At 40.1% G+C, this 22,872-nt stretch carries 21 protein-coding genes; 15 read left to right on the plus strand and 6 right to left on the minus strand.

Features of this window, described 5'->3' with window-relative positions:
* Window positions 1–19 precede the first annotated feature (19 nt).
* The 3 genes from AC4E8C_RS02465 (at window position 20) to AC4E8C_RS02475 (ending at window position 4,456) form a co-directional block, all read left to right on the plus strand.
* Complete coding sequence (locus AC4E8C_RS02465) at window positions 20–1,804, plus strand: LytS/YhcK type 5TM receptor domain-containing protein (RefSeq protein ID WP_490209983.1); 1,785 nt, start codon at window positions 20–22, stop codon at window positions 1,802–1,804.
* A complete protein-coding gene (locus tag AC4E8C_RS02470; protein WP_490209985.1) occupies window positions 1,779–2,516 on the plus strand; it encodes a LytR/AlgR family response regulator transcription factor in 738 nt (245 codons plus the stop codon). Before AC4E8C_RS02465 ends, AC4E8C_RS02470 begins: the two co-directional genes overlap by 26 nt.
* Before the next feature lie 134 nt (window positions 2,517–2,650).
* Window positions 2,651–4,456 (plus strand): carbon starvation CstA family protein, encoded by a 1,806-nt coding sequence (locus AC4E8C_RS02475; RefSeq protein WP_490209986.1) that lies wholly within the window; start codon window positions 2,651–2,653, stop codon window positions 4,454–4,456.
* Window positions 4,457–4,514: 58 nt separating this feature from the next.
* Here the strand turns inward: AC4E8C_RS02475 and ahpF are convergent, their stop codons facing one another.
* From ahpF to AC4E8C_RS02490, 3 genes are all read right to left on the minus strand, one after another.
* Complete coding sequence (gene ahpF, locus AC4E8C_RS02480) at window positions 4,515–6,044, minus strand: alkyl hydroperoxide reductase subunit F (RefSeq protein ID WP_490209988.1); 1,530 nt, start codon at window positions 6,042–6,044, stop codon at window positions 4,515–4,517.
* Between the two features lie 14 nt (window positions 6,045–6,058).
* Complete coding sequence (gene ahpC, locus AC4E8C_RS02485; RefSeq protein ID WP_490209989.1) at window positions 6,059–6,622, minus strand: alkyl hydroperoxide reductase subunit C; 564 nt, start codon at window positions 6,620–6,622, stop codon at window positions 6,059–6,061.
* A 355-nt stretch (window positions 6,623–6,977) separates the two neighbouring features.
* A complete protein-coding gene (locus AC4E8C_RS02490) occupies window positions 6,978–7,253 on the minus strand; it encodes a CC/Se motif family (seleno)protein (RefSeq protein ID WP_490209991.1) in 276 nt (91 codons plus the stop codon).
* 183 nt (window positions 7,254–7,436) lie between these two features.
* Here AC4E8C_RS02490 and AC4E8C_RS02495 point away from each other — a divergent pair, with 183 nt between their 5' ends.
* Both AC4E8C_RS02495 and AC4E8C_RS02500 read left to right on the plus strand, forming a co-directional pair.
* Entirely contained in the window at window positions 7,437–8,546 is a 1,110-nt protein-coding gene (locus AC4E8C_RS02495; protein ID WP_490209993.1) for an FtsZ/tubulin family protein, read from the plus strand.
* Between the two features lie 143 nt (window positions 8,547–8,689).
* Window positions 8,690–9,880, plus strand: a complete 1,191-nt coding sequence (locus tag AC4E8C_RS02500; RefSeq protein WP_490209995.1) for an MFS transporter — start codon at window positions 8,690–8,692, stop codon at window positions 9,878–9,880.
* Between the two features lie 56 nt (window positions 9,881–9,936).
* Here the strand turns inward: AC4E8C_RS02500 and AC4E8C_RS02505 are convergent, their stop codons facing one another.
* Both AC4E8C_RS02505 and AC4E8C_RS02510 read right to left on the minus strand, forming a co-directional pair.
* On the minus strand, window positions 9,937–10,698 hold the full coding sequence (locus tag AC4E8C_RS02505) for an ABC transporter permease (RefSeq protein ID WP_490209997.1): 762 nt from the start codon (window positions 10,696–10,698) through the stop codon (window positions 9,937–9,939).
* Window positions 10,695–11,426: an ABC transporter ATP-binding protein gene (locus AC4E8C_RS02510; protein WP_490209999.1), complete on the minus strand. Its 732-nt coding sequence runs from the start codon at window positions 11,424–11,426 to the stop codon at window positions 10,695–10,697. Before AC4E8C_RS02510 ends, AC4E8C_RS02505 begins: the two co-directional genes overlap by 4 nt.
* 292 nt (window positions 11,427–11,718) lie before the next feature.
* Between AC4E8C_RS02510 and AC4E8C_RS02515 the strand changes: the two genes are divergently transcribed.
* The 7 genes from AC4E8C_RS02515 to AC4E8C_RS02545 all read left to right on the plus strand — a co-directional run bounded on the left by AC4E8C_RS02515 (window position 11,719) and on the right by AC4E8C_RS02545 (window position 19,429).
* Window positions 11,719–11,967 (plus strand): hypothetical protein, encoded by a 249-nt coding sequence (locus tag AC4E8C_RS02515; RefSeq protein ID WP_490210001.1) that lies wholly within the window; start codon window positions 11,719–11,721, stop codon window positions 11,965–11,967.
* Between the two features lie 416 nt (window positions 11,968–12,383).
* On the plus strand, window positions 12,384–13,151 hold the full coding sequence (locus AC4E8C_RS02520) for a TerC family protein (protein WP_490210002.1): 768 nt from the start codon (window positions 12,384–12,386) through the stop codon (window positions 13,149–13,151).
* A 286-nt stretch (window positions 13,152–13,437) separates the two neighbouring features.
* Entirely contained in the window at window positions 13,438–14,883 is a 1,446-nt protein-coding gene (nagE, locus tag AC4E8C_RS02525) for an N-acetylglucosamine-specific PTS transporter subunit IIBC (RefSeq protein WP_490210004.1), read from the plus strand.
* A 141-nt stretch (window positions 14,884–15,024) separates the two neighbouring features.
* Complete coding sequence (locus AC4E8C_RS02530; protein ID WP_490210006.1) at window positions 15,025–15,627, plus strand: SAM-dependent methyltransferase; 603 nt, start codon at window positions 15,025–15,027, stop codon at window positions 15,625–15,627.
* A 327-nt stretch (window positions 15,628–15,954) separates the two neighbouring features.
* Entirely contained in the window at window positions 15,955–17,310 is a 1,356-nt protein-coding gene (locus tag AC4E8C_RS02535) for an arsenic transporter (protein WP_490210008.1), read from the plus strand.
* A 23-nt stretch (window positions 17,311–17,333) separates the two neighbouring features.
* Entirely contained in the window at window positions 17,334–18,008 is a 675-nt protein-coding gene (locus AC4E8C_RS02540; protein WP_490210010.1) for a DUF2642 domain-containing protein, read from the plus strand.
* Between the two features lie 368 nt (window positions 18,009–18,376).
* Window positions 18,377–19,429, plus strand: a complete 1,053-nt coding sequence (locus AC4E8C_RS02545) for a DUF418 domain-containing protein (protein WP_490212446.1) — start codon at window positions 18,377–18,379, stop codon at window positions 19,427–19,429.
* A 38-nt stretch (window positions 19,430–19,467) separates the two neighbouring features.
* Here the strand turns inward: AC4E8C_RS02545 and AC4E8C_RS02550 are convergent, their stop codons facing one another.
* Window positions 19,468–19,953: a hypothetical protein gene (locus AC4E8C_RS02550; RefSeq protein ID WP_490210012.1), complete on the minus strand. Its 486-nt coding sequence runs from the start codon at window positions 19,951–19,953 to the stop codon at window positions 19,468–19,470.
* Window positions 19,954–20,208: 255 nt separating this feature from the next.
* Here AC4E8C_RS02550 and AC4E8C_RS02555 point away from each other — a divergent pair, with 255 nt between their 5' ends.
* Genes AC4E8C_RS02555 through AC4E8C_RS02565 form a run of 3 tightly spaced genes read left to right on the plus strand, consistent with a single transcriptional unit; the run spans window position 20,209 to window position 22,860 of the window.
* The gene (locus AC4E8C_RS02555; protein ID WP_490210014.1) at window positions 20,209–21,159 is read left to right on the plus strand and encodes an ABC transporter permease; all 951 of its coding nucleotides are present in this window, start codon (window positions 20,209–20,211) and stop codon (window positions 21,157–21,159) included.
* The gene (locus AC4E8C_RS02560) at window positions 21,152–22,102 is read left to right on the plus strand and encodes an iron chelate uptake ABC transporter family permease subunit (protein ID WP_490210016.1); all 951 of its coding nucleotides are present in this window, start codon (window positions 21,152–21,154) and stop codon (window positions 22,100–22,102) included. Before AC4E8C_RS02555 ends, AC4E8C_RS02560 begins: the two co-directional genes overlap by 8 nt.
* Window positions 22,099–22,860 (plus strand): iron ABC transporter ATP-binding protein, encoded by a 762-nt coding sequence (locus tag AC4E8C_RS02565; protein ID WP_490210017.1) that lies wholly within the window; start codon window positions 22,099–22,101, stop codon window positions 22,858–22,860. Before AC4E8C_RS02560 ends, AC4E8C_RS02565 begins: the two co-directional genes overlap by 4 nt.
* The last annotated feature ends 12 nt before the right edge of the window (window positions 22,861–22,872 follow it).

A 22,872-nucleotide genomic window follows, 5' to 3' on the forward strand; every position in this document is an offset into this window, starting at 1 on the left:
ATTTTTAAGGAGGAGGACAATGCTCGATTTAGCACCATTGATGCTTGAAAAGGTTGGAATCATTGTCATTGTCGCATTTTTACTTTCGCAAATACGATCTTTTCGCCAGGTTATTCATGAGAAACATAGTACAAATGAAAAAATCATGCTTATTATCCTTTTTGGTACCTTTGGTATTATTAGTAACTATACAGGTATTGAAGTCCATCATCATACCATTGGCAGACCGGAATGGCTTTCAGAAATGGACCAGGAGAGTGCTCTAGCCAATACACGAGTAATGGGGATTGTGATTGGCGGGTTATTAGGAGGACCAGTGGTAGGGATCGGTGCCGGAATCATTGCCGGAATTCATCGCTATACTCTTGGCGGTTTTACGGCTCTTTCGTGTGCTCTTTCTACTATTCTAGCTGGTATGGTCGCTGGATACTTTGGTAAAAAACAAAAACTGAAGGGGAAACAAATTACCCCCGGCTTTGCTGTCCTTATCGGAATGGCCTTAGAGACGGTTCAAATGGTAATCATATTATTTGTGGCAAAACCGTTTAACTATGCATGGGAACTCGTTCAGCTGATTGGCTTTCCGATGATTTTCGGTAATGGGTTAGGTACATTGCTGTTTATGCTGATTATTCAAATCATCAAAAGGGATGAAGAACGTGCACGTGCTAATCAAACAAATCTTGCCTTTCACATTGCTGATCAAACCCTGCCATATTTCCGTCAAGGTCTAAACATTCATTCTAGTAAAGAGATAGCAGCGATTATGTTGAAACTGACAAATGCTGATGCAGTAGCCATTACGGATAACGAACAGGTTTTAGCACATGTTGGTGCCGCTTCAGACCACCATGTCCCTATGATTAAACCTGAGACAGGCTTGACGAGAAAAGTACTCGAAAACGGCAGGATTTCAATTGCACGATCGAAGGAAGAAATCTCCTGTATCCATCACCCTTGTCCATTATCAGCAGCGATTGTTCTACCATTAAAGGTAAAGAACAAAACCACAGGTACATTAAAAATGTACTATACGAAGCCTGATAAATTGGATACGGTTCAGCAGGAATTAGCGGAAGGGCTGGCCAATCTCTTTTCGACGCAGCTCGAGCTTGCCGAGGCTGAGACACAGACAAAGCTGCTTAAGGATGCCGAAATTAAAGCATTGCAGGCACAGATTCATCCGCATTTTTTATTTAATAGTATTAACACCATTTCAGCACTGTGCCGGACAGATGCAGATAAAGCTAGAAAACTACTATTGGAACTAAGTGCCTTTTTCCGTGGCAACCTCCAAGGAGCGAGACAGATGCTTATCCCATTGGAAAAAGAATTAGCCAATGTGAGGGCTTACCTTTCATTGGAACAGACTCGTTTTCCTAACAAATACAACATCATTTTTCAAATAGAACCAGACCTCGAGGAGGTACTCATTCCGCCCTTTATCTTGCAGCCATTAGTTGAAAATGCTATTCATTATGGGTTTCCTCGAAGCAAAGCAGTTGGGGAAATTACAATATCGATTTGTTCGATTAATAATCAATTGCAAATTATGGTGGCCGATAATGGCAAAGGAATACCTGAAGACCAAATGAATGTGCTCGGCAAACAAGTTGTGGAGTCTAAAAAAGGAAATGGCACGGCCCTTTTTAATATTAGTGAACGTCTAAAAGGAATCTATAATGGACAAGCCAGTTTCACCTTATCAAGTAAAGTCGACAAGGGTGCAACGATAAACATTTCTATTCCGCTTGATCATAAAGGAGTTTTAAATCAAAATGTTGAAGGCCTATATATTGGATGATGAACCATTAGCACGTGATGAATTAAAATATCTGCTGATTCGAAGTGAACAAGTGAAAATAGTCGGAGAAGGTGATTGTGTCGAGGATGCAGTTACAGCCATCCCTGTTTTAAAACCAGATTTAGTCTTCTTGGATATTGAATTGACAGACGATAATGGGTTGAATTTGGCGAGACAATTAGAGGCATTAGAGCAGCCTCCAGCGATTGTCTTTGCCACTGCTTATGATGAGTATGCAATGCAGGCCTTTGAATTAAATGCAGTGGACTATATCCTAAAACCGTTTGATGAAGGACGAATACAAAAGACGTTGGAAAAAATTAAAAAGATGCAAAATCTGGGGAATGAGCCTAGCCCTAAACATTCCATCATGAACCAAAACAGTAATGGAAAAATAGCAGTTGTCGTTGATGAAAAAATAATTCTCCTCACCTTGGCAGATATTCTTTATTTAGAATCGAGTGAAGGGAAGTGCCATATTGTTACCACGAATCAAACTTACAAGGTGGCAGAAGCACTTGTTGTTTTAGAGAAAAAACTGTCACAAGCAAAATTTTTACGTGTTCACCGGAGTTTTATCGTGAACGTGAATCATATTACAGAAATAGAACCATGGTTTAATTCCACCTATAATTTACATATGAAAGATGGCTCTCAAGTTCCTGTGAGCCGAACCTATGTAAAGGAATTGAAGCAGCAACTCGGCTTTTAAAATCAGTTGCATTTCATATCACCATTTCTGCAACTCAACCTTCTATTTGTGCATTTTATTTTGAAAATAAAATAAATTGACTTTCATTCTGTAAGATGAAGGATGTAGATAGAAGGTAGAGGGGGAAATAAAAAATGAATGCGATTACAATTGTTATCGGATCGATCTGTATTCTTTTAATTGTTTATCGTTTATATGGTACGTTCATGGCAGCGAAAGTTTTGAAGCTTAATGATTCAAAACCAACGCCCGCTCAAAAGTTTGAAGATGGACGGGATTATGTCCCAACCAACAAATGGGTAGTCTTTGGTCACCACTTTGCAGCGATTGCCGCAGCAGGCCCATTAGTTGGTCCTATTCTGGCAGCTCAATTTGGATATTTACCTGGACTGCTTTGGCTATTAATCGGTGCCGTCATTGGCGGAGCCGTCCATGATACGGTTGTTCTATTTGCTTCCATGCGCAGAGATGGGAAATCGTTATCAGAAGTAGCAAAGGAAGAACTTGGACCGGTGGCAGGCTTCTGTACAGGTTTAGCGATGTTATTTATTATTACGATTACCATGGCCGGATTATCAATGGTTGTTCTTGGTGCACTTGAAAGAAATCCATGGGGTACTTTTGCGGTGGGAATTACCATTCCAATCGCAATGGGAGTAGGATTATATCATAAAAAGACTGGAAACTTAAAATTAGCAACGATTGTTGGCTTTGCGTTAATTATGGCTGCAATCCTCTTAGGACCAAGCATCCAAGGAACATGGTTGGGTGATGCCTTAACACTTGAAAAAAGCACATTAGCACTTATTCTTCCAATCTATGCATTTTTTGCAGCGGCATTGCCAGTTTGGCTGTTATTGGCACCGCGAGATTATTTAAGTACGTTTATGAAAATTGGGGTATTTGCAGCGTTAATTATTGGGGTATTTATTGTTAACCCTGAAGTTCAATTTCCAGCATTTACAGAATTCTTGAATGGCGGGGGTCCAGTCATAGCAGGTCCAGTTTGGCCATTTATCTCGATTACCATTGCATGCGGTGCCATTTCAGGTTTCCACGCATTCGTAGGATCAGGTACGACACCGAAGATGATCAACCGGTGGAGCGATGTAAAAGGGGTAGCTTTCGGAGCAATGCTTGTTGAATGTTTAGTAGCGATTATGGCATTGATTGCTGCGGTATCACTGCAGCCTGGTGATTATTTTGCTATCAACTCAACACCAGAGAAATTTGCCGCACTTGGAATGGAAACGGTTCACTTAGATGAATTAAGTAAAGAAGTTGGAATGGACCTTGAGGGAAGAACGGGTGGAGCGGTTACACTTGCGGTCGGAATGACTTACATCTTTGCGGCCGTGCCATTCTTTGCAAAGTTAGCATCTTATTTCTATCAATTTGTTATTCTATTTGAAGCTGTGTTTATCTTAACAGCGATCGACTCAGGAACACGGGTAGCTCGTTACCTTATTCAAGATTTCTTAGGAGATTTTATTAAACCGTTAAAACGGACAGATTCTGTAGGAGCCAATATCGTGGCCAGTGCATTAGCCTGCTTCGTCTGGGGATATCTGTTGTTCTCTGGTGACATTAGTTCCGTCTGGGCATTGTTTGGTGTATCCAATCAATTGATGGCGTCAATCGGACTTATTGTGGGTGCCACTGTTGTGCTTAAAATTTCCGAAAAGCGTTGGTACATGCTGACATGTCTAGTGCCGCTTGCCTACCTATTTGTAACCGTCATGGTAGCAGGATATTGGATGGTGAAAAATGTGTACTGGAATGCAGCTAATCCTGGTTATAACGTATTAAATGGAGTACTTTCTATTATTATGTTAGTCCTTGGAATTGTCATCATGGTTACATCGATTGCTAAATGGACGAAGTTATGGAAAATTCCTCAAGATGTCTTAGTGAAGAATTCTGAAAAAGAAGTGGCTTAACATAAACAGCACCCATTCATTAAATTGAATGGGTGCTGTTTTACTTATATGAAGATCATTAGTTGCGGATTAGGTAATCAAATGCACCTAGAGCTGCAGTTGCCCCTGATCCCATAGAGATAATGATTTGTTTATATGGACTATTTGTACAGTCACCAGCAGCAAACACACCAGGAATAGTGGTTGCCCCATGATTATCGATGATGATTTCGCCCATTCTTGTCTTTTCAACTGTTCCATCTAACCAATCCGTATTTGGAACAAGACCAATCTGAACAAACACACCTTGTAATTCAATATGATGTTCTTCTTGTGTGTCGCGGTCTACGTAGGTAATACCGTTTACTTTATCGGTACCGGTAATTTCTTTTGTTTGAGCGTTCATTACAACCGTTACATTGGGAAGACTGTAAAGACGGTCTTGCAGAACAGAATCAGCTTTTAACTCTGGTGCAAACTCAATAACCGTTACATGTTTCACAATCCCTGCAAGGTCAATGGCTGCTTCAATACCGGAATTACCGCCGCCAATAACAGCTACGTCTTTTCCTGCAAATAATGGACCATCACAGTGCGGGCAGTATGCCACACCCTTGTTCTTGAACTCTTCTTCGCCAGGGACGCCGACATTGCGCCAGCGGGCACCAGTTGATAGAATGACAGTCTTGCTCTTTAGAACAGCACCGCTTTCCAATTCAACTTCAACAAAGTCTTTCTTTTCCAGGTATTTCGCACGCTGGGAATTCATGATATCAACATTATATTCTTTGACATGCTCTTCAAGACTTGCTGCTAGCTTAGGACCTTCTGTATATTTCGTACCAATAAAGTTTTCAATGCCTAGTGTATCAAGAATTTGACCACCAAAGCGTTCGGCCACAATACCCGTACGAATGCCTTTGCGGGCAGCATAAATCGCTGCACTGGCACCAGCAGGGCCGCCGCCGACCACAAGTACATCATAAGGTTCCTTATTAGAAAGCTCAGAGGCATCAGGAGCACTACCCATCTTACCAAGGATTTCTTCCAAGGTCATACGGCCGCTTCCAAATGGTTCTCCATTTAGAAAAGCAGTTGGAACTGCCATGATCCCTTTGCTTTCTACTTCTTCTTTATAAGCGCCGCCTTCAATCATCGTATGGGTAATATTAGGGTTAAGAACACTCATGATGTTCAATGCCTGTACAACATCAGGACAGTTATGACAAGTTAGGGATACGTATGTTTCAAAATGGTATTCACCCTTAATACTTCTCACCTGATCAATTACCTTTTGATCGACTTTTGGAGGTCTTCCGCTTACCTGTAAGAGAGCCAGCACGAATGAAGTAAATTCGTGTCCAAGAGGGATCCCAGCAAAGGTTACCCCAGTGTCTTCACCGATACGATTGACACTAAAACTTGGTGTTCTCTGTAATTCTGTTTTTTCAACTTTTATTTTGGATGACATGGTGGCTAATTCATCCACTAGAGCCACCATGTCACGAGAAACTTCATCTGAACCTGCACTAACTTTGAGCAGCACATCACCTTCTAATAGTTGAAGGTACTGGGCTAATTGTGCTTTTATATCTGCATCTAGTATCATTTGAATCGTGCTCCTTAGATTTTTCCTACAAGATCAAGGCTTGGCTTAAGTGTTGCAGCGCCTTCTTTCCATTTTGCTGGGCAAACTTCACCTGGATTTGTACGAACATATTGTGCTGCTTTAATTTTGTCAATCAACTGGCTTGCATCACGGCCAATACCGTCTGCATTAATTTCAACAGCTTGGATGATTCCGTCTGGATCGATGATAAATGTACCACGGTCAGCAGCACCTTCTTCTTCTCTTAATACGTCAAACTGACGAGAAAGAACGTGTGCAGGGTCACCAATCATGCCGTAGGTAACTTTTCCAATTGCTTCTGAAGTTTCGTGCCATGCTTTGTGTGTGAAATGAGAATCTCTAGAAACAGAGAACACTTCAACTCCTAATTGTTGTAGAGTTGGATACTGGTCTTGAAGATCCTCTAACTCAGTTGGGCAAACGAATGTAAAGTCTGCTGGGTAGAAGCAAACAACAGTCCAATGACCTCTGAAATCTTGATCTGAAACTTCGATGAATTCTCCATTTTTGAAAGCTTGGGCTGTGAATGGTTGTACTTCTTTTCCAATTAAAGACATTATAAAATTCCTCCTAAGATATGTTTTATTAAACCATAGATAGCTTGTCCAATTTTTACTATTTAATAAGTTATCTATAATTTTTACTTATTTATATTAATTATTATATAGGAGTTATTATTTTTGTCAACAACTATATAATAATTATTATAATTAAACATTGATTATTTACAGTACATATTAATTGTATAGGAATGATTACATTTTTTCTAGGATTATGCCTTTTTGAGTTAGACTCTGTTAAAAAAGAATTCCGTAATGTTTTTTAATATTAATTGAGAATTAATGATGCAAATGAAAGTTACTTGGAAAAAGATGAATGGCTGTCACTAATAGATAAAAATCAAGTGTTCATTTAACTAATTTTTGCGGAGATTGATTTTAAAAAACTAAACCCCGATAGCTTTAAAATGAGTTTTTCTTTTGCTCTGATATTTTTTTGTACATATATATAGAGATTATCGATTGAAATTTCATGATAGTGGGTCAAAGCCTTCGGCTTTCCCGGTACGGCAACCAGTTCCTGTACGCCAGGGCCGCAGCAAGCTTTAACGTCTAGTGTTTTTACTGTTAACTGATTTCCTTTAGATTCTAACCAATCTTTTGCCCCAGCATCGATTTCAATATCCAACCATATCCACTCCTTATTTCGTCCTATTATCTAGTATAATATAGAAATTTTTTCAAATAAATTTTTTAATACTAGTGACAAGATAATCTTTCCTTTTTCACCAATTTTTTAAACATTTTAAAATGGAAAAGTCTAATTTTTAAAAATGGGAGTATGATTTTAGAAAGAGAAGGAGGCGATGTGATGAAATCTGTTGGGATATTAGGGGTAGGTCAAGCAGGGGGCAATATCGCAGAAATTGCAGCGACGATGGGTTTCCAAGCTGCGCTGATCAATACAAATCAGCGTGATGGTTTAGTGAATACAAAGGTGGAAAAGAAGTTCTTTATTCCAGGATATAATGGTGCCGGTCAGGACAGGTCGATAGGATTACGAGCTGTTAATGAACATTATCGGGAGATAATTGACTTTGTTCAGCGTTCCTTTAAAAACATAAGACTGTTATTAGTGGCTTTCTCTACTGACGGTGGCACGGGGTCAGGGATGAGTCCTCTGATCATGGACCTATTATTAGACCAACTGCCTGGTATCAGCATTGGTGCGATTGCGGTTGTACCAGATCGCAATGTATTGGCAGGGAATCGCATCAATGCGGCGGAGTGTATTGAGCAAATTTCCAAAATAGATTCACTTTCCTCTGTGTTCCTGGTGGACAATGATCAGATGCGTAAGTTAAACCCGCAATCCAGCAAGCACCAAATATACCTTTCTTCCAATCATCAAGTCATGGAAGCTATTAAAAGTGTGCTGCAAGTAACGAAAAAGAGTTCATTTTATGGGAATTTTGATGAAACCGATTTAATGAATATTCTCGGGACAAGAGGTGTCACGATAATATCATCAACCGCGATCACAGATGCGAAGACCACTACAGATGTAGCAAGCAAAATCCAACAATCATGGGTGAAATCTATCTTCTGCCCAATTGAATCGACAGGCGTCATTCGGGCGGGATTAATTTATGATGGTCCGGAGAATATGGCAAAATTAATTAATGTCCCATCCATTTTTGAGAGAGTGGGCGAACCTTTAGAACTATTCGAGGGAACCTATATCTCAGAATCAGATCCTACCATCACGACGATTCTGGCAGGGCTTGCCTTTCCTTCACGGCGCCTGCATGCGTTAGAGGAAACCCTTGAGAAGAACAAAGAAAGATTACAAAACCTGGTCAAAAAGGAACATACCCAAAAATATGAATCCAAAATCTCCTGGGCCTCCAACCTAAAAGCTCGGCCACAAGAAAGAAAATCAGGATCCATAACATCAAAGTTATCTAAGTACGATAAATAAGTAGTTATTGGTGTCAGGCACCACAAATGGACAAATGTCCTTTCGTGGTGCCTGACACCATTTTTTATTTGAGTTTCCTGGAGTAGAGCGGTACAGTAGTATAATAAAAAAGTAAGAATGAAAGAGGAGAGAAGGTTTTTTCGTTGAGTAAGCTGCAGCAAGGAACATCTGCCTTTCGTAAGGCTAATTTTGCCCTTTTTGCTGGGGGATTTATTACGTTTTCGATTCTTTACGATGTACAGCCGTTAATGCCTATTTTCACCCAAGAGTTTCATGTTACGGCGGCAACGGGTAGTTTAACCTTATCAGTAACGACGTTCACGTTGGCCGTTGCGATGCTGTTTACCAGTTCTTTGTCTGAAGCATGGGGACGGAAACCAATCATGGCCGTTTCGTTAATTCTTTCTTCCCTTATTGTCATGTTAACCGCTTTTAGTCCGACTTTTGGGTCGTTGATCATCTTCCGTGTTCTGCAGGGTCTTGTATTAGCAGGTCTTCCCGCGATCGCTATGGCTTATCTCGGGGAAGAGGTGGAACCGAACAGCCTCGGGATCGCGATGGGGATTTATATTAGTGGGAATTCGATTGGCGGCATGGCGGGAAGAATTATAACCGGTTCCATTACGGATCTTTTTTCTTGGCGTATTGCTATGGGGAGTATTGGTGTAATCAGCTTACTGCTGAGTCTTTGGTTTTGGTTCCATCTGCCGAACTCCAACTATTTCACACCGAAGCCCTTGAACCTAAAAAGTTTATTAAAATCCTTGCTAGGTCATCTAAAAGACCCGGCCCTATTATGTTTGTTCTGTATTGCCTTTATTTTAATGGGAAGCTTTGTCACTTTATATAATTATATCGGCTTTCAATTGCTGGCCCCGCCATATCATTTAAGTCAGACGATTGTCGGCTGGATCTTTATCGTGTACATTACGGGTACCTTTAGTTCAACCTGGATGGGAAAGCTCTCCGATAAACTAGGACGCAGAAAGGTTTTATGGATTGGTTTGCTAATTATGTTAACGGGAGCGTTGACCACACTTGTTGAACCGTTAGTTTTAAAAATAATCGGTATCGCCATTTTCACCTTTGGCTTTTTTGGGGCTCATTCCATCGCCTCAAGCTGGGTGGGGAGAAGAGCGCAAACAGCAAAGGCTCAGGCATCTTCGTTGTACTTGTTTTTTTATTACTCTGGATCAAGCGTGGCAGGGACAGCAGGCGGCTTCTTTTGGTCACATTTTGGCTGGGGTGGCGTCATTGGCTTAATTTTTTGTTTACTGCTAATCGCCTTTCCGTTATCCATGAAACTCTCCTCGATACCCGCAAAAGCTTTATAGAAAAAGAATGAGGAGCTAATAAGGGGAATTACTCTCCCGGATTAGCTCCTCATTTTTTAATTCCCCGCTTTTGTCCTTACAAGCTGCATCCGCTGATTGAAAAGTGTTGGATACGATAAATATCCAAGCATAGCGCTTGTAACAGCAGCCGTTGTTAGCAATAGAAAAAGGATGAGCAATTGAAATTGCACCGCTTGCAAGGGATCGGCTCCTGCAATAATTTGGCCGCTCATCATTCCCGGCAGCTGGACAAGACCGATGGTTTTTTGGCTTTCGATGGTTGGAATCATGCTTGCCTTGATAGAGGTAATAAGCTGGCTATGTATCGCTTGTTTAGGTGTTCCACCCAGGGATAGAATGAGCTCGGTTTCATCCTGATGTGTTTCTACCTCCGAAGTGAATCGGTTGAGAAAGAGAATCGCCAGCACCATTGAATTTCCAATCACCATGCCGCTAATTGGGATGATATATTGGGCGGTTGCAGGTGTGATTTGAAATCCAAGTAAAATACTCTGCGTCAGTACCTCAATCACGACCAATGTGACCGTTACTTTCCATGTAATCCCTTTAATTGAAACGCCCTTTTTACGGGCATTTTGCGTGGCCGCCGCAATCATAATCGTCACCATTAAAAAAATATACAAGATATGTTCAGAATCAAACACAAATTTAAGAATATAGCCTACGACCAGTAATTGAATGATCGAACGGACTACGGCGATAAACGTGTCCTTTTCCAGCCCTAGGTGAAGCGTTTTAGATAAAATGAGCGGAAGGATAACAAAAATAAGAGCGATTGCTAGTTGGAGAAAACTCATTCCACTTCCCCCTTTACGAAGAGCCGCACTTTCTCATGAACTGGTGAGCGAAGCAGCTCGCTTTTTCCGGTTTCAATCAATTCTCCATGCATCATGACCCATGTATAGTGACCAATCGTCATGGCCTGCTGTAAATTATGAGTAATCCAGATAATCGTGGTCCCGTATTTTTGATTAATTTTTACAATCAGTTCTTCAATTTCTTGCTGGGACACACGGTCAAGCGAAGAAGTGATTTCATCCAACAATAAAATTTGTGGATGATTGACCAATGTCCGAGCAATTGATACCTTTTGACGTTGTCCGCCTGATAAATCTCGGATCGGCCGATGCAAATATTCCTCTCCCAAGCCCACATCTTGCAGTAAATGGTTAGCATCATGTTCGGCTAGTTGCTTTCCTTGCAAGGCTAATGGTAGGTTGAGATTTTTTAAAACACTTCCGCTTATCATGGGTGCACTTTGAAGGGCAATTCCCACCAGCCGGCGCAGATCCACCGGTTCATAATCATTAATCAGTTTCCCTTTAATTGAAATCTCTCCTGAATGTGGCGAGTGCAGTCCATTGCATAATTTAAGCAAGGTTGTTTTTCCAGCTCCTGAGGGGCCGACTAAAGTGGTGATAAAGCCTTCCGGAAAGGACCCGGTAATATTTCTTAATATATGGGTACCATCAACTGAATAATTGACATGGTTAAAATGGACAGCTGGCTTATAGCCTAATGTCATTAGGTAAACCTCCTTAATTACAAGATAACAGCACACCATTCATGTTTTGTTTTCTTCACTTCAATCAGATCTTGCAGATTAACTCCTATTATCATGTTCATTGTACTGGAATGAAAAATATTTTTAAATCTTGATACAACTTTTTACTGTGGTCGTCGGTAGTATAAACACGTTGTTCGCAGTTTTTTTGATGTTCTTAAAAAATAATAGGACATGTTGGGTTGCTAGCCTTTCCACAAAAAGACCTCTCTCCATATTTTAAAGTAAGTCCATTATGAGAGGAAGATTTTACATGCAATTAGATTATAATCAAGCACTGCGTTTAAAGGGTAAGATGATTCAGTTCAAAAATAAGCAAGGAGAATGGGCAATTGGTAAAGTGACTAAGGTTACAAAAGAGGGTCTTGAGATTGAGGAATTAAGCCCATCCGGCTCTAGTAGCGGTTACGGGTATGGTTTTTGGGGGCCGAGGCCGTTTTTTAGAGGGCCAGTATTTTTCCCGTTTGTTGGATTTGGTTTTTTTCCGTTCTTCTTTTGGTAATAAATAAGTGTTCTATATAGACGCGTTAAAAAGCACCGTAGCTCCATCCAATCGGGTTGACCTGCGGTGCTTTTGGTTAATCATGGCCCAAGGTTTTATTCAGATCTTAATGCGGGAGTTTTCGGCCGCCACCCTGCCGCTAAAACAACACTTTTACTTAGTTCAAATTTTAGATGTGACTATGTTAACGATTCCTGCCCGGTTGGAACAGTATTATGGTGGGAAAGCAAAGGAATAAGTATGATGCCAAGCCGGCTTAAGTGGATGTTTCCACTAGAGCCGGCTATTTTTATGCTAATGAAAATTGATCAGTCTAGCAGGATATTTGAAAATAAGATGAAAATACTATACTGTTTTAGTATAGAATAAATCATTTCAAGCTAACTTAGAAACAAGCGTGTAATATTAAAGGAGACATGATCATGTTACAAGAGATTTCATCGACCTTTGCTTCGATGCTGGATTGGCATATGTGGGCAGAAGTGTTGAGCGACCCAAAATCGTGGGGACTCATTTTATCATTGGCAGTACTAGAATGTATTCTTTCTGCAGATAATGCCTTGGTTTTATCTGCGTTTGTCAAACCATTGCCGAAGAAACAGCAAAAGAAGGCATTGGTCTATGGATTATGGGGTGCGTATGTATTCCGATTTATTTTTATTGGCCTCGGGACATTCTTGATTAAACTTTGGTTTATTAAATTAATTGGGGCGCTCTATTTGCTCTATTTGTCCGTCAAGTTCTTTATTGACAAGTATAAAAGTAAAGAAGGCGAAGAAGAGGAAGAAGAACGTAAGCCAACGGGTTGGTTAACAACAACTTTTGGTGTATTCTGGGCAACAGTTATCAGTGTCGAGCTAATGGACTTAGCCTTTTCAGTTGATAGTATTCTGACTGCTTTAGCGGTTTCAGATGAAGTCTGGGTGGTCTTACTGGGCGGTATGATTGGAATTCTGTTAATGCGGGGAGTCGCGACATTCTTTATTAGTTTAATGAACAGAGTTCCCGAGCTTGAAACAACGGCTTATGTTTTAATTACTTTTATTGCTTTTAAAATGGGGCTGACACTCATCGATATCGAAATTCCAAATGAGATTTTTATTATCGTGATGATCCTTGCCTTTGTTATTACATTTATTATCCATTCTATTCGGAAAAGTAGAGGGGAAAAATATTCACATTAAAAAGCAGATGGTATACCTGGGATTAAACTAATCCTGGTATTCCATCTGTTTTTTTCTTTTTATGTAAAAAACCGACAATTTACCCTAGTATCTCTAATTTTAATATAAGATAATGTAATAGTAACAGGTACAAGACCGTATGATAATACTAAGTTACATCTTAAGGAGGTGTACATTTAAACGAAGACATGCAAAACAGCAATGTTTATAGAAATTATTTTATCGTTGTTTTTTAGAAAATTGTTGTTTTGCTTGCAAGAATATAACTTAAATTGGAGGTAGGACCATGAAGAAGTATTTTCAGAGACTTGGAACATCCTTAATGTTACCAGTAGCGGTATTGCCGGCTGCTGCCATTTTGATGGGTATAGGTTATTGGATTGACCCAACAGGCTGGGGGGCGGACAGTCCATTAGCAGCCTTTTTAATTAAAGCAGGATCATCCATTATTGATCATATCCCGGTTCTTTTTGCCGTAGGGGTCGCCTTAGGGATGGCGAAAGAGAAAGACGGTTCAGCAGCTTTGAGTGGATTGGTTGCCTTCCTCGTTGTGACTACATTGCTTTCAACGGGCACGGTTTCCTTACTAGAAGGTATTGACCCTGCCAAGGTGGACCCAGCGTTTGGGAAAATCGATAATGCCTTTGTCGGGATCATTTCTGGTATTATAGCTTCTATGATGTACAACCGCTTCTCACATGTGAAATTACATGATGCACTGGCCTTCTTTAGTGGGAAACGATCAGTACCGATTATGACGGCATTGTCCATGCTGGTAGTATCCGGCATATTATTCTTTCTCTGGCCTGTAATCTATACAGCATTAGTTGCATTTGGTAAAACAATCAGTGATTTAGGTGCTTTAGGTGCTGGCCTATACGGTTTCTTCAATCGATTATTAATTCCAACAGGATTACACCACGCCTTAAACTCGGTGTTTTGGTTTGATGTTGCAGGTATCAATGATATTGGTAACTTCTTGGCCGGTAAGGGAGAAAAGGGCGTTACAGGTATGTATCAGGCTGGATTCTTCCCGATTATGATGTTCGGATTACCTGCAGCGGCATTGGCCATGGTGCATACAGCAAAAACGAAGAAGAAAAAACAAGTCGCTTCCTTAATGTTAGCAGCAGGTTTCGCGGCGTTTTTTACAGGAGTTACAGAACCAATTGAATTCGCTTTCATGTTCTTGGCTCCAATGCTTTATCTTGTTCATGCTATCTTAACAGGCCTTTCATTGATGATTGCCTCACTTTTCCATTGGACGGCTGGATTCGCTTTCAGCGGAGGATTTATTGACTTTTTCCTAAGTTTGCGAAATCCAATTGCGAATCAGCCATACATGTTAATTGTCCAAGGGTTAGTGTTTGCAGTGATTTATTATTTCTTATTCCGTTTCATTATTGTGAAGTTTAACTTAATGACTCCAGGTCGTGAAGAAGATGATGAAGATGAAGAGGTTGAAGGTGCCAAAGGAGACAGTAAATTTGCTTCAATGGCAGCCACAATCTATGAAGGGTTAGGCGGCGACGCAAATGTGGTTTCCGTTGATAACTGTGTCACACGGTTAAGACTTGAAGTGAAAGATATGAATGCGGTCGACCAGAAGAAAATCAAATCTACTGGTGTACCAGGGATTAACATCGTTGGGCCACAAAGCATTCAGGTCATTGTAGGGACCAATGTTCAATTTGTAGCGGATGAGGTCAAGAAAATTCGTAATAAAAAATAAGAACAAAGGAAACACTTAGGCCGATTTAGTAGTCTAAGTGTTTTTTTATTGTTGTTTAGTTTACTATGGGGGCAGAGGCTCCAGTTTTTTTAAAATAATGTCATAATAGAGGTAACTTTGATTATCATGAAGGAGTTATCGATGAAAGAATATCAGTTTGATAAATTACTTAACATTAAAACCCGTGGTGACCAGCAAGGCTTTAACAAGTCTCTGCACTATCATCGCTATGAGCCCACACCCTATAGTGCACTGGAAGAGTTATTTCATCATTATGAGGTGAAAAGCAGTGATCATATTGTTGACTTTGGATGCGGGAAAGGGCGGCTGAACTTTTATCTTCATTATTATTATGATGCAAATGTAGTAGGGATTGAGATGAATGAATCTCTCTATAAAGAGGCACTCCATAATCAACAGACGTATGCAAAAAAGAATTATAAAGATAAAATTCAGTTTCTTTGCTGCTTGGCAGAAGACTATAAGATAGGGGAACTAGATAATCGTTTTTACTTTTTCAATCCCTTTTCTATTCAAATCTTCCGGAAAATTATTAACAATATATTGCTTTCCTTAGAAAAATCACCGCGGGAGGCTGAGCTTGTTTTGTACTACCCGTCCCCGGAGTATATCTTCTTCTTAGAAAATGACACTGCTTTTAGGTTAAAAAAGGAAGTGCTCGTCCCATTTGTTTCGGAGCATAATCCCAATGAACGGTTTTTGATCTATTCGATTGAGTGTTAGGTGGAAACTACAAATACCTATCATTAGGGAATACATTAATGAAATTATATACATTGTGCTAAGAGGAGTAAGGGTGACAGGCACCATGGATGGACATTTGTCCATCCGTGGTGCCTGTCACCCTTTTTATTATCTAGATGATTGTGGATTTATCGGGAAAAGGGTACAAACCTAGAGCCTGTCTGATTTGGGTTACATATAAATGAAGTACAACCATACAGAGAGATAAATGGAAGGGGGGGACAGGAGCGGACAAACTCGGTGGAGGAGGCAGTGTCGTCTCATGATTACATCATGAATCACTACCTAGATTGAAAGGAGATCAACATGTCTTTACAACCAATGGTTTGGATTACCATATTGTCTTTTGTCGCTACACTCATTTTTATTCTTTGGAGGCCAAGAGGAGTAAACGAAGCAATTCCTGCAACAATTGGTGCCATCTTTGTTTTACTAAGCGGCAGCGTTTCACTGTCCGACCTCGGGGTCATTACGGAAACGATAAGTGGTGCCGCGATTACGATAATTGCCACCATCGTTATGGCGATTGTCTTAGAAAGTTTTGGATTCTTTAACTGGGTGGCAGAAAAGCTGGCAGCTAAGGCAAAGGGATCGGGAATTCGCTTATTCTGGTATGTCAATCTACTATGCTTTCTCATGACCCTGTTTTTTAATAATGATGGAAGTATTTTGATTACAACCCCTATATTGGTCATGCTGCTTAACAACATGGGGTTAAAAAATCACCAAAAGATTCCCTATTTATTGTCAGGGGGATTAATCGCCACAGCTTCAAGTGCACCAATTGGAGTAAGTAATATTGTAAACCTTATCGCTTTGAAAATCGTTCATATGAGTTTGTATTTGCATACAGCGATGATGTTCGTTCCAGCAACCCTCGGGCTTCTGTTCTTAGTTTTTCTACTCTATTTGCGCTTTAAAAAGGTTTTACCAAAGACAATACCAACTAAAGTAGCTGGATTATCATTCTCATCCTATCATCCACTAAAACCACAGTATTCCTCTGAAAAAGAACGATCCAAGTTTATGCGCAATGTCCTGCTGTTTGTCTTCGCTGTCCGTGTCAGCCTGTTTGTTGCTTCCTATATAGGGATTCCCGTTTCAGCGATGGCTGTATTTGGTTCTCTTGTCCTTTTAGGCTGGAGATGGGCTTATTTAAAAATACCGCCAACCGATATGATCAAAAAGACTCCATGGTATATTCTCGTCTTCGCGTTTAGTATGTATGTCATTATTTATGGTCTGAATAATATTGGACTAACCCACTGGTTAATCGGATTCATGCGGCCGATGGTATCGGGCAGCTTGCTCAATGCGAGTGTGTTGATGGGGGCACTATTATCGGTTCTCTCCAATATCTTTAACAATCACCCGGCCCTCATGGTGGGAACTCTGACATTAACAAATATGGATTTACCACTGCTTACCTTAAAAGTAGCTTATTTAGCTAACGTTATCGGCAGTGACATGGGCTCGCTCCTGCTTCCAATGGGAACATTGGCAACCTTGATGTGGATGCATATTATCAGGAAAGGGAAAGTCAAATTTTCGTGGTGGGAGTATGTGAAAATTACAGCTGTGGTGATACCGCCGGCTACCTTGTTTACGTTAGTCGTTTTATATTATTGGGTTTCAGGAATTTTTGGTGGAGTACTTCAATAAAAAGAAGGTAAGGAGAGGTTAACATGAATCATTTTCAAGACTTAGTGGGAAAAAATGTTGAGCTTGAGATTTCAGGAGGACACTATTATAAAGGAATCTTAGTTGATTTTGGGCTGGACATTGTGGTTTTGTATGTGGGGAAGACCCAATCCTTCCTATATATTCCGGCAGTCCACATTCAATGGTGGAAAGAAATAACGCTAGAGGATGATGAAGTATATGATTTACCTGGTGAAAAGCCTATTAAATCGGATTCTATGACCATTTCATTTCGAAAGATTCTTACTAACGCCCGAGGACGATTTGTTGAACTCTATGTAACAGGAAATAAACCCATCCATGGCTATGTAACGAGTATCATGAATGATTACCTTGTTTTTAACTCACCAGTATACAAATCAATGTATATTTCAATGCACCATGTAAAATGGTTAATTCCTTATCCAGATAATGTTACCCCTTTTTCTCAAAGTAGTGAGTCACTGCTTCTAAAAACAAGTACAGTTCCATTGGCCCGATCCTTTACGGAGCAATGTAAAAAGGTAATCAATCAATTTGTGATCATTGATGGGGGAGAGAGCAGTCAGAAAATCGGGGTTCTAGGAGATGTACAAGACAACCAGCTGACAGTCATCACCGCAATGGGGGACATCGTCTATCAAAATCTCGAGCATGTTAAAACCATTTATGTACCATAACGAGTAAGTTTGCCCTGAGGATTTCTAATAAGAAAGGTGTTCCGAATGGACAGAAACAAACAGCAAAAAAACAATCCAACCTTGTTTGGCCGACAAAGGATGGATTAGTAAGTCGATTGCCTATCAAATTTATCAAGCCGTGGTTTATGGGAAGCCACGGTTCATTTACATAACCTTATATATATAAATTATGATTGAAAGTGTAACTATGTTCATAACTATCAATAAATTTCTAAGGGTGTCAGGCACTAAACGTGGACAGGTTTCCACCATTGATGGACAATGTAAAGGATGCTTCATGGTATTGGTTTACAGTATATAATAAAGATAATAGTAAAATGGGTGACAGTACCAGTAAGGAGATTGCAATGAAATCAGTAGAGGTAACAGAACGAATTGAGACGCTGGATTATTTGCGCGGTTTTGCGCTGCTTGGAATTATATTGGTTAACATTGGTCCATTGTTGATGGCTGTCCCGCCACAGCCCAATTCGCTGGATGCCTCTTACTGGCGGTTTTTATACTTATTTGTGGAAGGGCGCTTTTATACGATTTTCACCTTCTTGTTTGGTGTTGGGTTTTATATTTTCATTACTCGTGCCAACGCGAAGGGAAAAAATGGTTATGTGTTATTTTTGCGGAGATTGCTCGTCCTATTTATCTTCGGTTTAGTCCATATGAGGTTTCATCCAGGTGAGGCATTAACCGTTTATGCGATTGCTGGGTTGATTCTCCTGCCATTTTATAAAGTAAATAAAATAGTTAACCTAGTGGCTGGCATCGCCCTGTTAATTGTTTTGAGTATCTTTGCAGTTAAAATATTGATGGTAATTCCACTTATGTTACTAGGAATCGCGGCGGGTCAATATCGGATATTTGAACATACCACCGACCACATCAAAAAAATCATCGTTTTTACAGTCCTTATGTTGATCCTGAGTATTGCTGGCCTTATCTATCAATATCAATTTGTACCATTTATATTTGGCGAGGTGCCAAGTGCCAGTTACTTGAAGATTCATCGGTTTATTACAATTGGCATCGCAATTGGCCCAATTGTTTCTGCCTTTTATGCAGGGAGTATGATTTTACTTTTGCAACTACCCTTTATTCGTAAAATATTATCTCCTTTAAAAAGGTATGGCAGGATGGCCTGCACCAATTATCTTGCTCAAACAGCCTTAATCCTGCTGACCGGCAGGATATGGGATGTAACGAATCACATCACCTATATCCAATCACTAGCTGTATGTGTATCCATTTACATCATCCAATTGACGTTCAGTTCCATTTGGCTGCACTTTTTTCATTATGGCCCTTTAGAGTGGGTGTGGCGGGCCTTGACCTACTTACAAGTACCGCCGATGCGAAAAAAGGAAAATCGTACGGAAGCATCAATCCTCACTATAAAGAAACAGTGACAGCCTGTAACGGGACTGTCACTACTCTTCTCATATCATTATTCCTGTTCAATTTTCACATCATGTTCTTTGGCAAGTTTGTTCAGCTTAGATTTATAATCACGAATATGTTTTCTAGCATCTGCCAGCATATCGTTCGCTTCCTGTATTAACCCCGCATCCTGATCTTCTAAAGCCTGCTTAATTTTCACAAAGGCATTGTATTGAATGTCAGCACCTTCGATATAGATCTCGTGAATTTTCTGTAATTCCTCTGTCTCAATCTGGACTGAATCTAATTCTTGAATAAATTCATTATAATTTGGGATCACATCTGTGGTTAAGGCATCGTACATGGTTTGGTCATCTTTATAATTTGCCCCAGATACACCTTCATAGGCAGAAACAGCCGCAGCCTCTAATTTACCCGCATCCTTCATTTCCTTGTTTAAATAATTCAGCAGGTCATCTTGGATTGGATCGCCAAAGCAGCCTGACAATAAAAAAATGAACGGGATTATCAATGCAAACAGCCTTTTTTTCAAACCATCACCTCCTAAGCACAATTTATGTGAGAGTGGAAGTCCATTATGTTAGAGGATGGAAAAAAAGAGTTATATTCCCATCACATTTAAAAAACGGTCTTCAGTGGCGAAAAGCAAAAATTTTCCTCTACATAATTGATAGAAATTCTCATTTACTAATTGACAGCCTAGCAGCATGCAATGTTATAATTGAACATATAAACAAATGATAATGATTTTCAATATCACCTATTAATTGAACTGTAGGGGACAGCGATGAAAAAACGATATTTAGGTTTGGCTTTAATTATTTTATCTGGAGTGTCATTGTTTGTGGGTGTTAGTAATCTTTCACCGATGGACCTATTAAACTTCGATTCTGAAGAAACGCAGATTTTCTTGATCAGTCGAGTTCCGCGGTTAGTAGCGATTTTATTAGCAGGGGCAGGGATGAGTATCGCCGGCCTCATCATGCAGCAGCTTAGCCGAAATAAGTTTGTCTCGCCAACTACGGCGGGGACTTTGGATGCAACCAGGCTTGGGATTTTGGTGTCAATGTTAGTGTTTGCAAACGCCTCTATGCTGGAGAAAATGGCTGTTGCCTTTGCTTTTGCACTGGCCGGGACATTTTTGTTCATGCAAATACTAGATCGAATTAAATTTAAGGATGCTATTTTCATTCCGCTTGTAGGCTTAATGTTCGGGAATATTTTATCTTCCGTGACCACCTTTTTTGCCTATAGAGCAGATGTCATTCAAAATATGTCAGCTTGGCTGCAAGGTGATTTTTCAATGATTATGAAAGGACGGTATGAACTCCTATACATAAGCATTCCAATCTTGATTATCGCCTATTTCTATGCAAATCGATTTACCGTAGCCGGAATGGGTGAAGATTTTTCGAAAAATTTAGGCTTGTCTTATCGCAGGGTCGTCAATATTGGTCTGATCCTTGTTGCGCTAATTACGGCAACAGTCGTCCTGACCGTCGGCATGATTCCCTTCCTAGGTCTGATTATTCCTAATATCATTTCTATTTTTAAAGGGGATCATTTACAAAAAACATTGCCGCATACAGCCCTATTAGGCGCTAACTTTTTGCTGGTTTGCGATATTTTAGGAAGGTTAATTATTTATCCATATGAGATTTCCATTAGTCTCATGGTTGGCGTGATCGGCAGCGGGATTTTCCTATACCTTTTGTTTGGGAGGAAGACCTATGCGTAACTCCATAAGAATGACTATCCTTGTCCTGCTTGCAGCGGTCTGCTGTGCAGCCTATTTATTCCATGATTTAAATGGAAGTTTTGATTATGCCTTGCCACGCCGGGCCATTAAAGTGATTGCCATGGTCATTACAGGGTTCACGATTGCCTATGCAACCGTTGTATTTCAAACTATCACCCATAATCGTATTTTGACACCAAGCATTATGGGGCTCGATGCTCTTTATTTGCTCTTACAAACGGTCATAATCTTCTTTTTGGGATCTGACCATATGATTGTTGTGGATAAACAAGTAAACTTTCTACTTTCAGTCGCTGTTATGATCCTATTTGCCCTGTTACTTTATAAATTTCTTTTTAAAAAAGGCGGTCAGTCGGTTTACTTTTTACTGTTGGTTGGAATTATTGTCGGTACTTTTTTCTCAAGTATCTCTACCTTTTTTCAAGTGTTAATTGATCCGAATGAATTTCAAATTGTTCAAGACCGGATGTTTGCTAGTTTTAATAATGTCAATTCCGACTTAGTGTGGCTGGCACTGATTATTGTCGCTATCGTGATGGTATATGCCTGGCGCTTTGTGAAATATCTCGATGTTTTATCGCTCGGCCGAGAGGTGGCTATTAATCTAGGCGTCCCTTACGATTCCGTCGTGAAACAGATGCTGGTCATTGTAGCGGTTTTTATATCGATCTCCACTGCGCTGGTTGGCCCGATTACCTTTTTCGGCTTAATTGTGGCTAATCTTTCCTATCAATTTTTTAAAACCTACAAACATAAGGTTTTGATAAGCGGTGCGATGACGATGAGTGTGATCGCTCTAGTCGGCGGGCAATGGGTAGTCGAACGAGTCTTTACCTTCTCGACCACACTGAGTGTGATTATTAACTTTATCGGCGGTGTTTATTTCATCTATTTATTACTGAAGGAGAGGAAATCAGCATGATCCAGGTCAAGTCTTTATCGAAATTTTATGGTAAGAAAGCGGTTGTGGAGGATGTAACTGTCAATATTCAACGCGGTAAAATCACTTCTTTTATTGGGCCGAATGGTGCGGGGAAATCAACACTGTTGTCCATGGTCAGCCGTCTGCTTGATGCTGATACAGGTGAAGTGCTCGTCGATCAGTCGGATGTCCGCAAAATGAAATCGAATGATTTTGCTAAATGTGTCTCGATTTTAAAACAGTCGAATTACATGAATGTAAGGCTCACGATCCGTGAACTGGTTTCGTTTGGCCGGTTTCCTTACTCCAAAGGGCGGTTAACGGATGAAGATGAGCGGATTGTTGACCAATCTCTAGCGTACATGCATCTAACTGAAATGGAGGACCAATTTTTAGATGAATTATCCGGAGGACAACGGCAGCGTGCCTTTATTGCGATGGTCATTGCTCAAGACACCGAGTATATTTTGCTCGATGAACCACTGAACAATTTGGATATGAAACATTCCGTTCAGATCATGAAAATATTGCGCCGTTTGGTCGATGAACTTGGAAAAACCGTTGTTATTGTGCTTCATGATATTAACTTTGCTTCTGTTTATTCCGATTGGATCGTGGCCATGAAGGATGGCAGAGTGGTCAAAGATGGACCAACAGAAGAGATTATCCAATCCGAAGCATTAAATGAAATTTATGATATGGATATACCGATTCAAGAAATGAACAACTGCAGAATTTGTGTTTATTTTAATTCTTAAAAGGGAGAGATC

The sequence above is a fragment of the Neobacillus sp. SRL179 genome (genome assembly GCF_984799095.1).

Bases quoted from the DNA above. Each gene is read 5' to 3' on its own strand.
- AC4E8C_RS02465 (WP_490209983.1), top strand. From the start codon at position 20: ATGCTCGATTTAGCACCATTGATGCTTGAAAAGGTTGGAATCATTGTC.
- AC4E8C_RS02470 (WP_490209985.1), top strand. From the start codon at position 1,779: ATGTTGAAGGCCTATATATTGGATGATGAACCATTAGCACGTGATGAA.
- AC4E8C_RS02475 (WP_490209986.1), top strand. From the start codon at position 2,651: ATGAATGCGATTACAATTGTTATCGGATCGATCTGTATTCTTTTAATT.
- ahpF (WP_490209988.1), bottom strand. From the start codon at position 6,044: ATGATACTAGATGCAGATATAAAAGCACAATTAGCCCAGTACCTTCAA.
- ahpC (WP_490209989.1), bottom strand. From the start codon at position 6,622: ATGTCTTTAATTGGAAAAGAAGTACAACCATTCACAGCCCAAGCTTTC.
- AC4E8C_RS02495 (WP_490209993.1), top strand. From the start codon at position 7,437: ATGAAATCTGTTGGGATATTAGGGGTAGGTCAAGCAGGGGGCAATATC.
- AC4E8C_RS02505 (WP_490209997.1), bottom strand. From the start codon at position 10,698: ATGAGTTTTCTCCAACTAGCAATCGCTCTTATTTTTGTTATCCTTCCG.
- AC4E8C_RS02510 (WP_490209999.1), bottom strand. From the start codon at position 11,426: ATGACATTAGGCTATAAGCCAGCTGTCCATTTTAACCATGTCAATTAT.
- AC4E8C_RS02515 (WP_490210001.1), top strand. From the start codon at position 11,719: ATGCAATTAGATTATAATCAAGCACTGCGTTTAAAGGGTAAGATGATT.
- AC4E8C_RS02520 (WP_490210002.1), top strand. From the start codon at position 12,384: ATGATCATGTTACAAGAGATTTCATCGACCTTTGCTTCGATGCTGGAT.
- nagE (WP_490210004.1), top strand. From the start codon at position 13,438: ATGAAGAAGTATTTTCAGAGACTTGGAACATCCTTAATGTTACCAGTA.
- AC4E8C_RS02530 (WP_490210006.1), top strand. From the start codon at position 15,025: ATGAAAGAATATCAGTTTGATAAATTACTTAACATTAAAACCCGTGGT.
- AC4E8C_RS02535 (WP_490210008.1), top strand. From the start codon at position 15,955: ATGTCTTTACAACCAATGGTTTGGATTACCATATTGTCTTTTGTCGCT.
- AC4E8C_RS02540 (WP_490210010.1), top strand. From the start codon at position 17,334: ATGAATCATTTTCAAGACTTAGTGGGAAAAAATGTTGAGCTTGAGATT.
- AC4E8C_RS02545 (WP_490212446.1), top strand. From the start codon at position 18,377: ATGAAATCAGTAGAGGTAACAGAACGAATTGAGACGCTGGATTATTTG.
- AC4E8C_RS02555 (WP_490210014.1), top strand. From the start codon at position 20,209: ATGAAAAAACGATATTTAGGTTTGGCTTTAATTATTTTATCTGGAGTG.
- AC4E8C_RS02560 (WP_490210016.1), top strand. From the start codon at position 21,152: ATGCGTAACTCCATAAGAATGACTATCCTTGTCCTGCTTGCAGCGGTC.
- AC4E8C_RS02565 (WP_490210017.1), top strand. From the start codon at position 22,099: ATGATCCAGGTCAAGTCTTTATCGAAATTTTATGGTAAGAAAGCGGTT.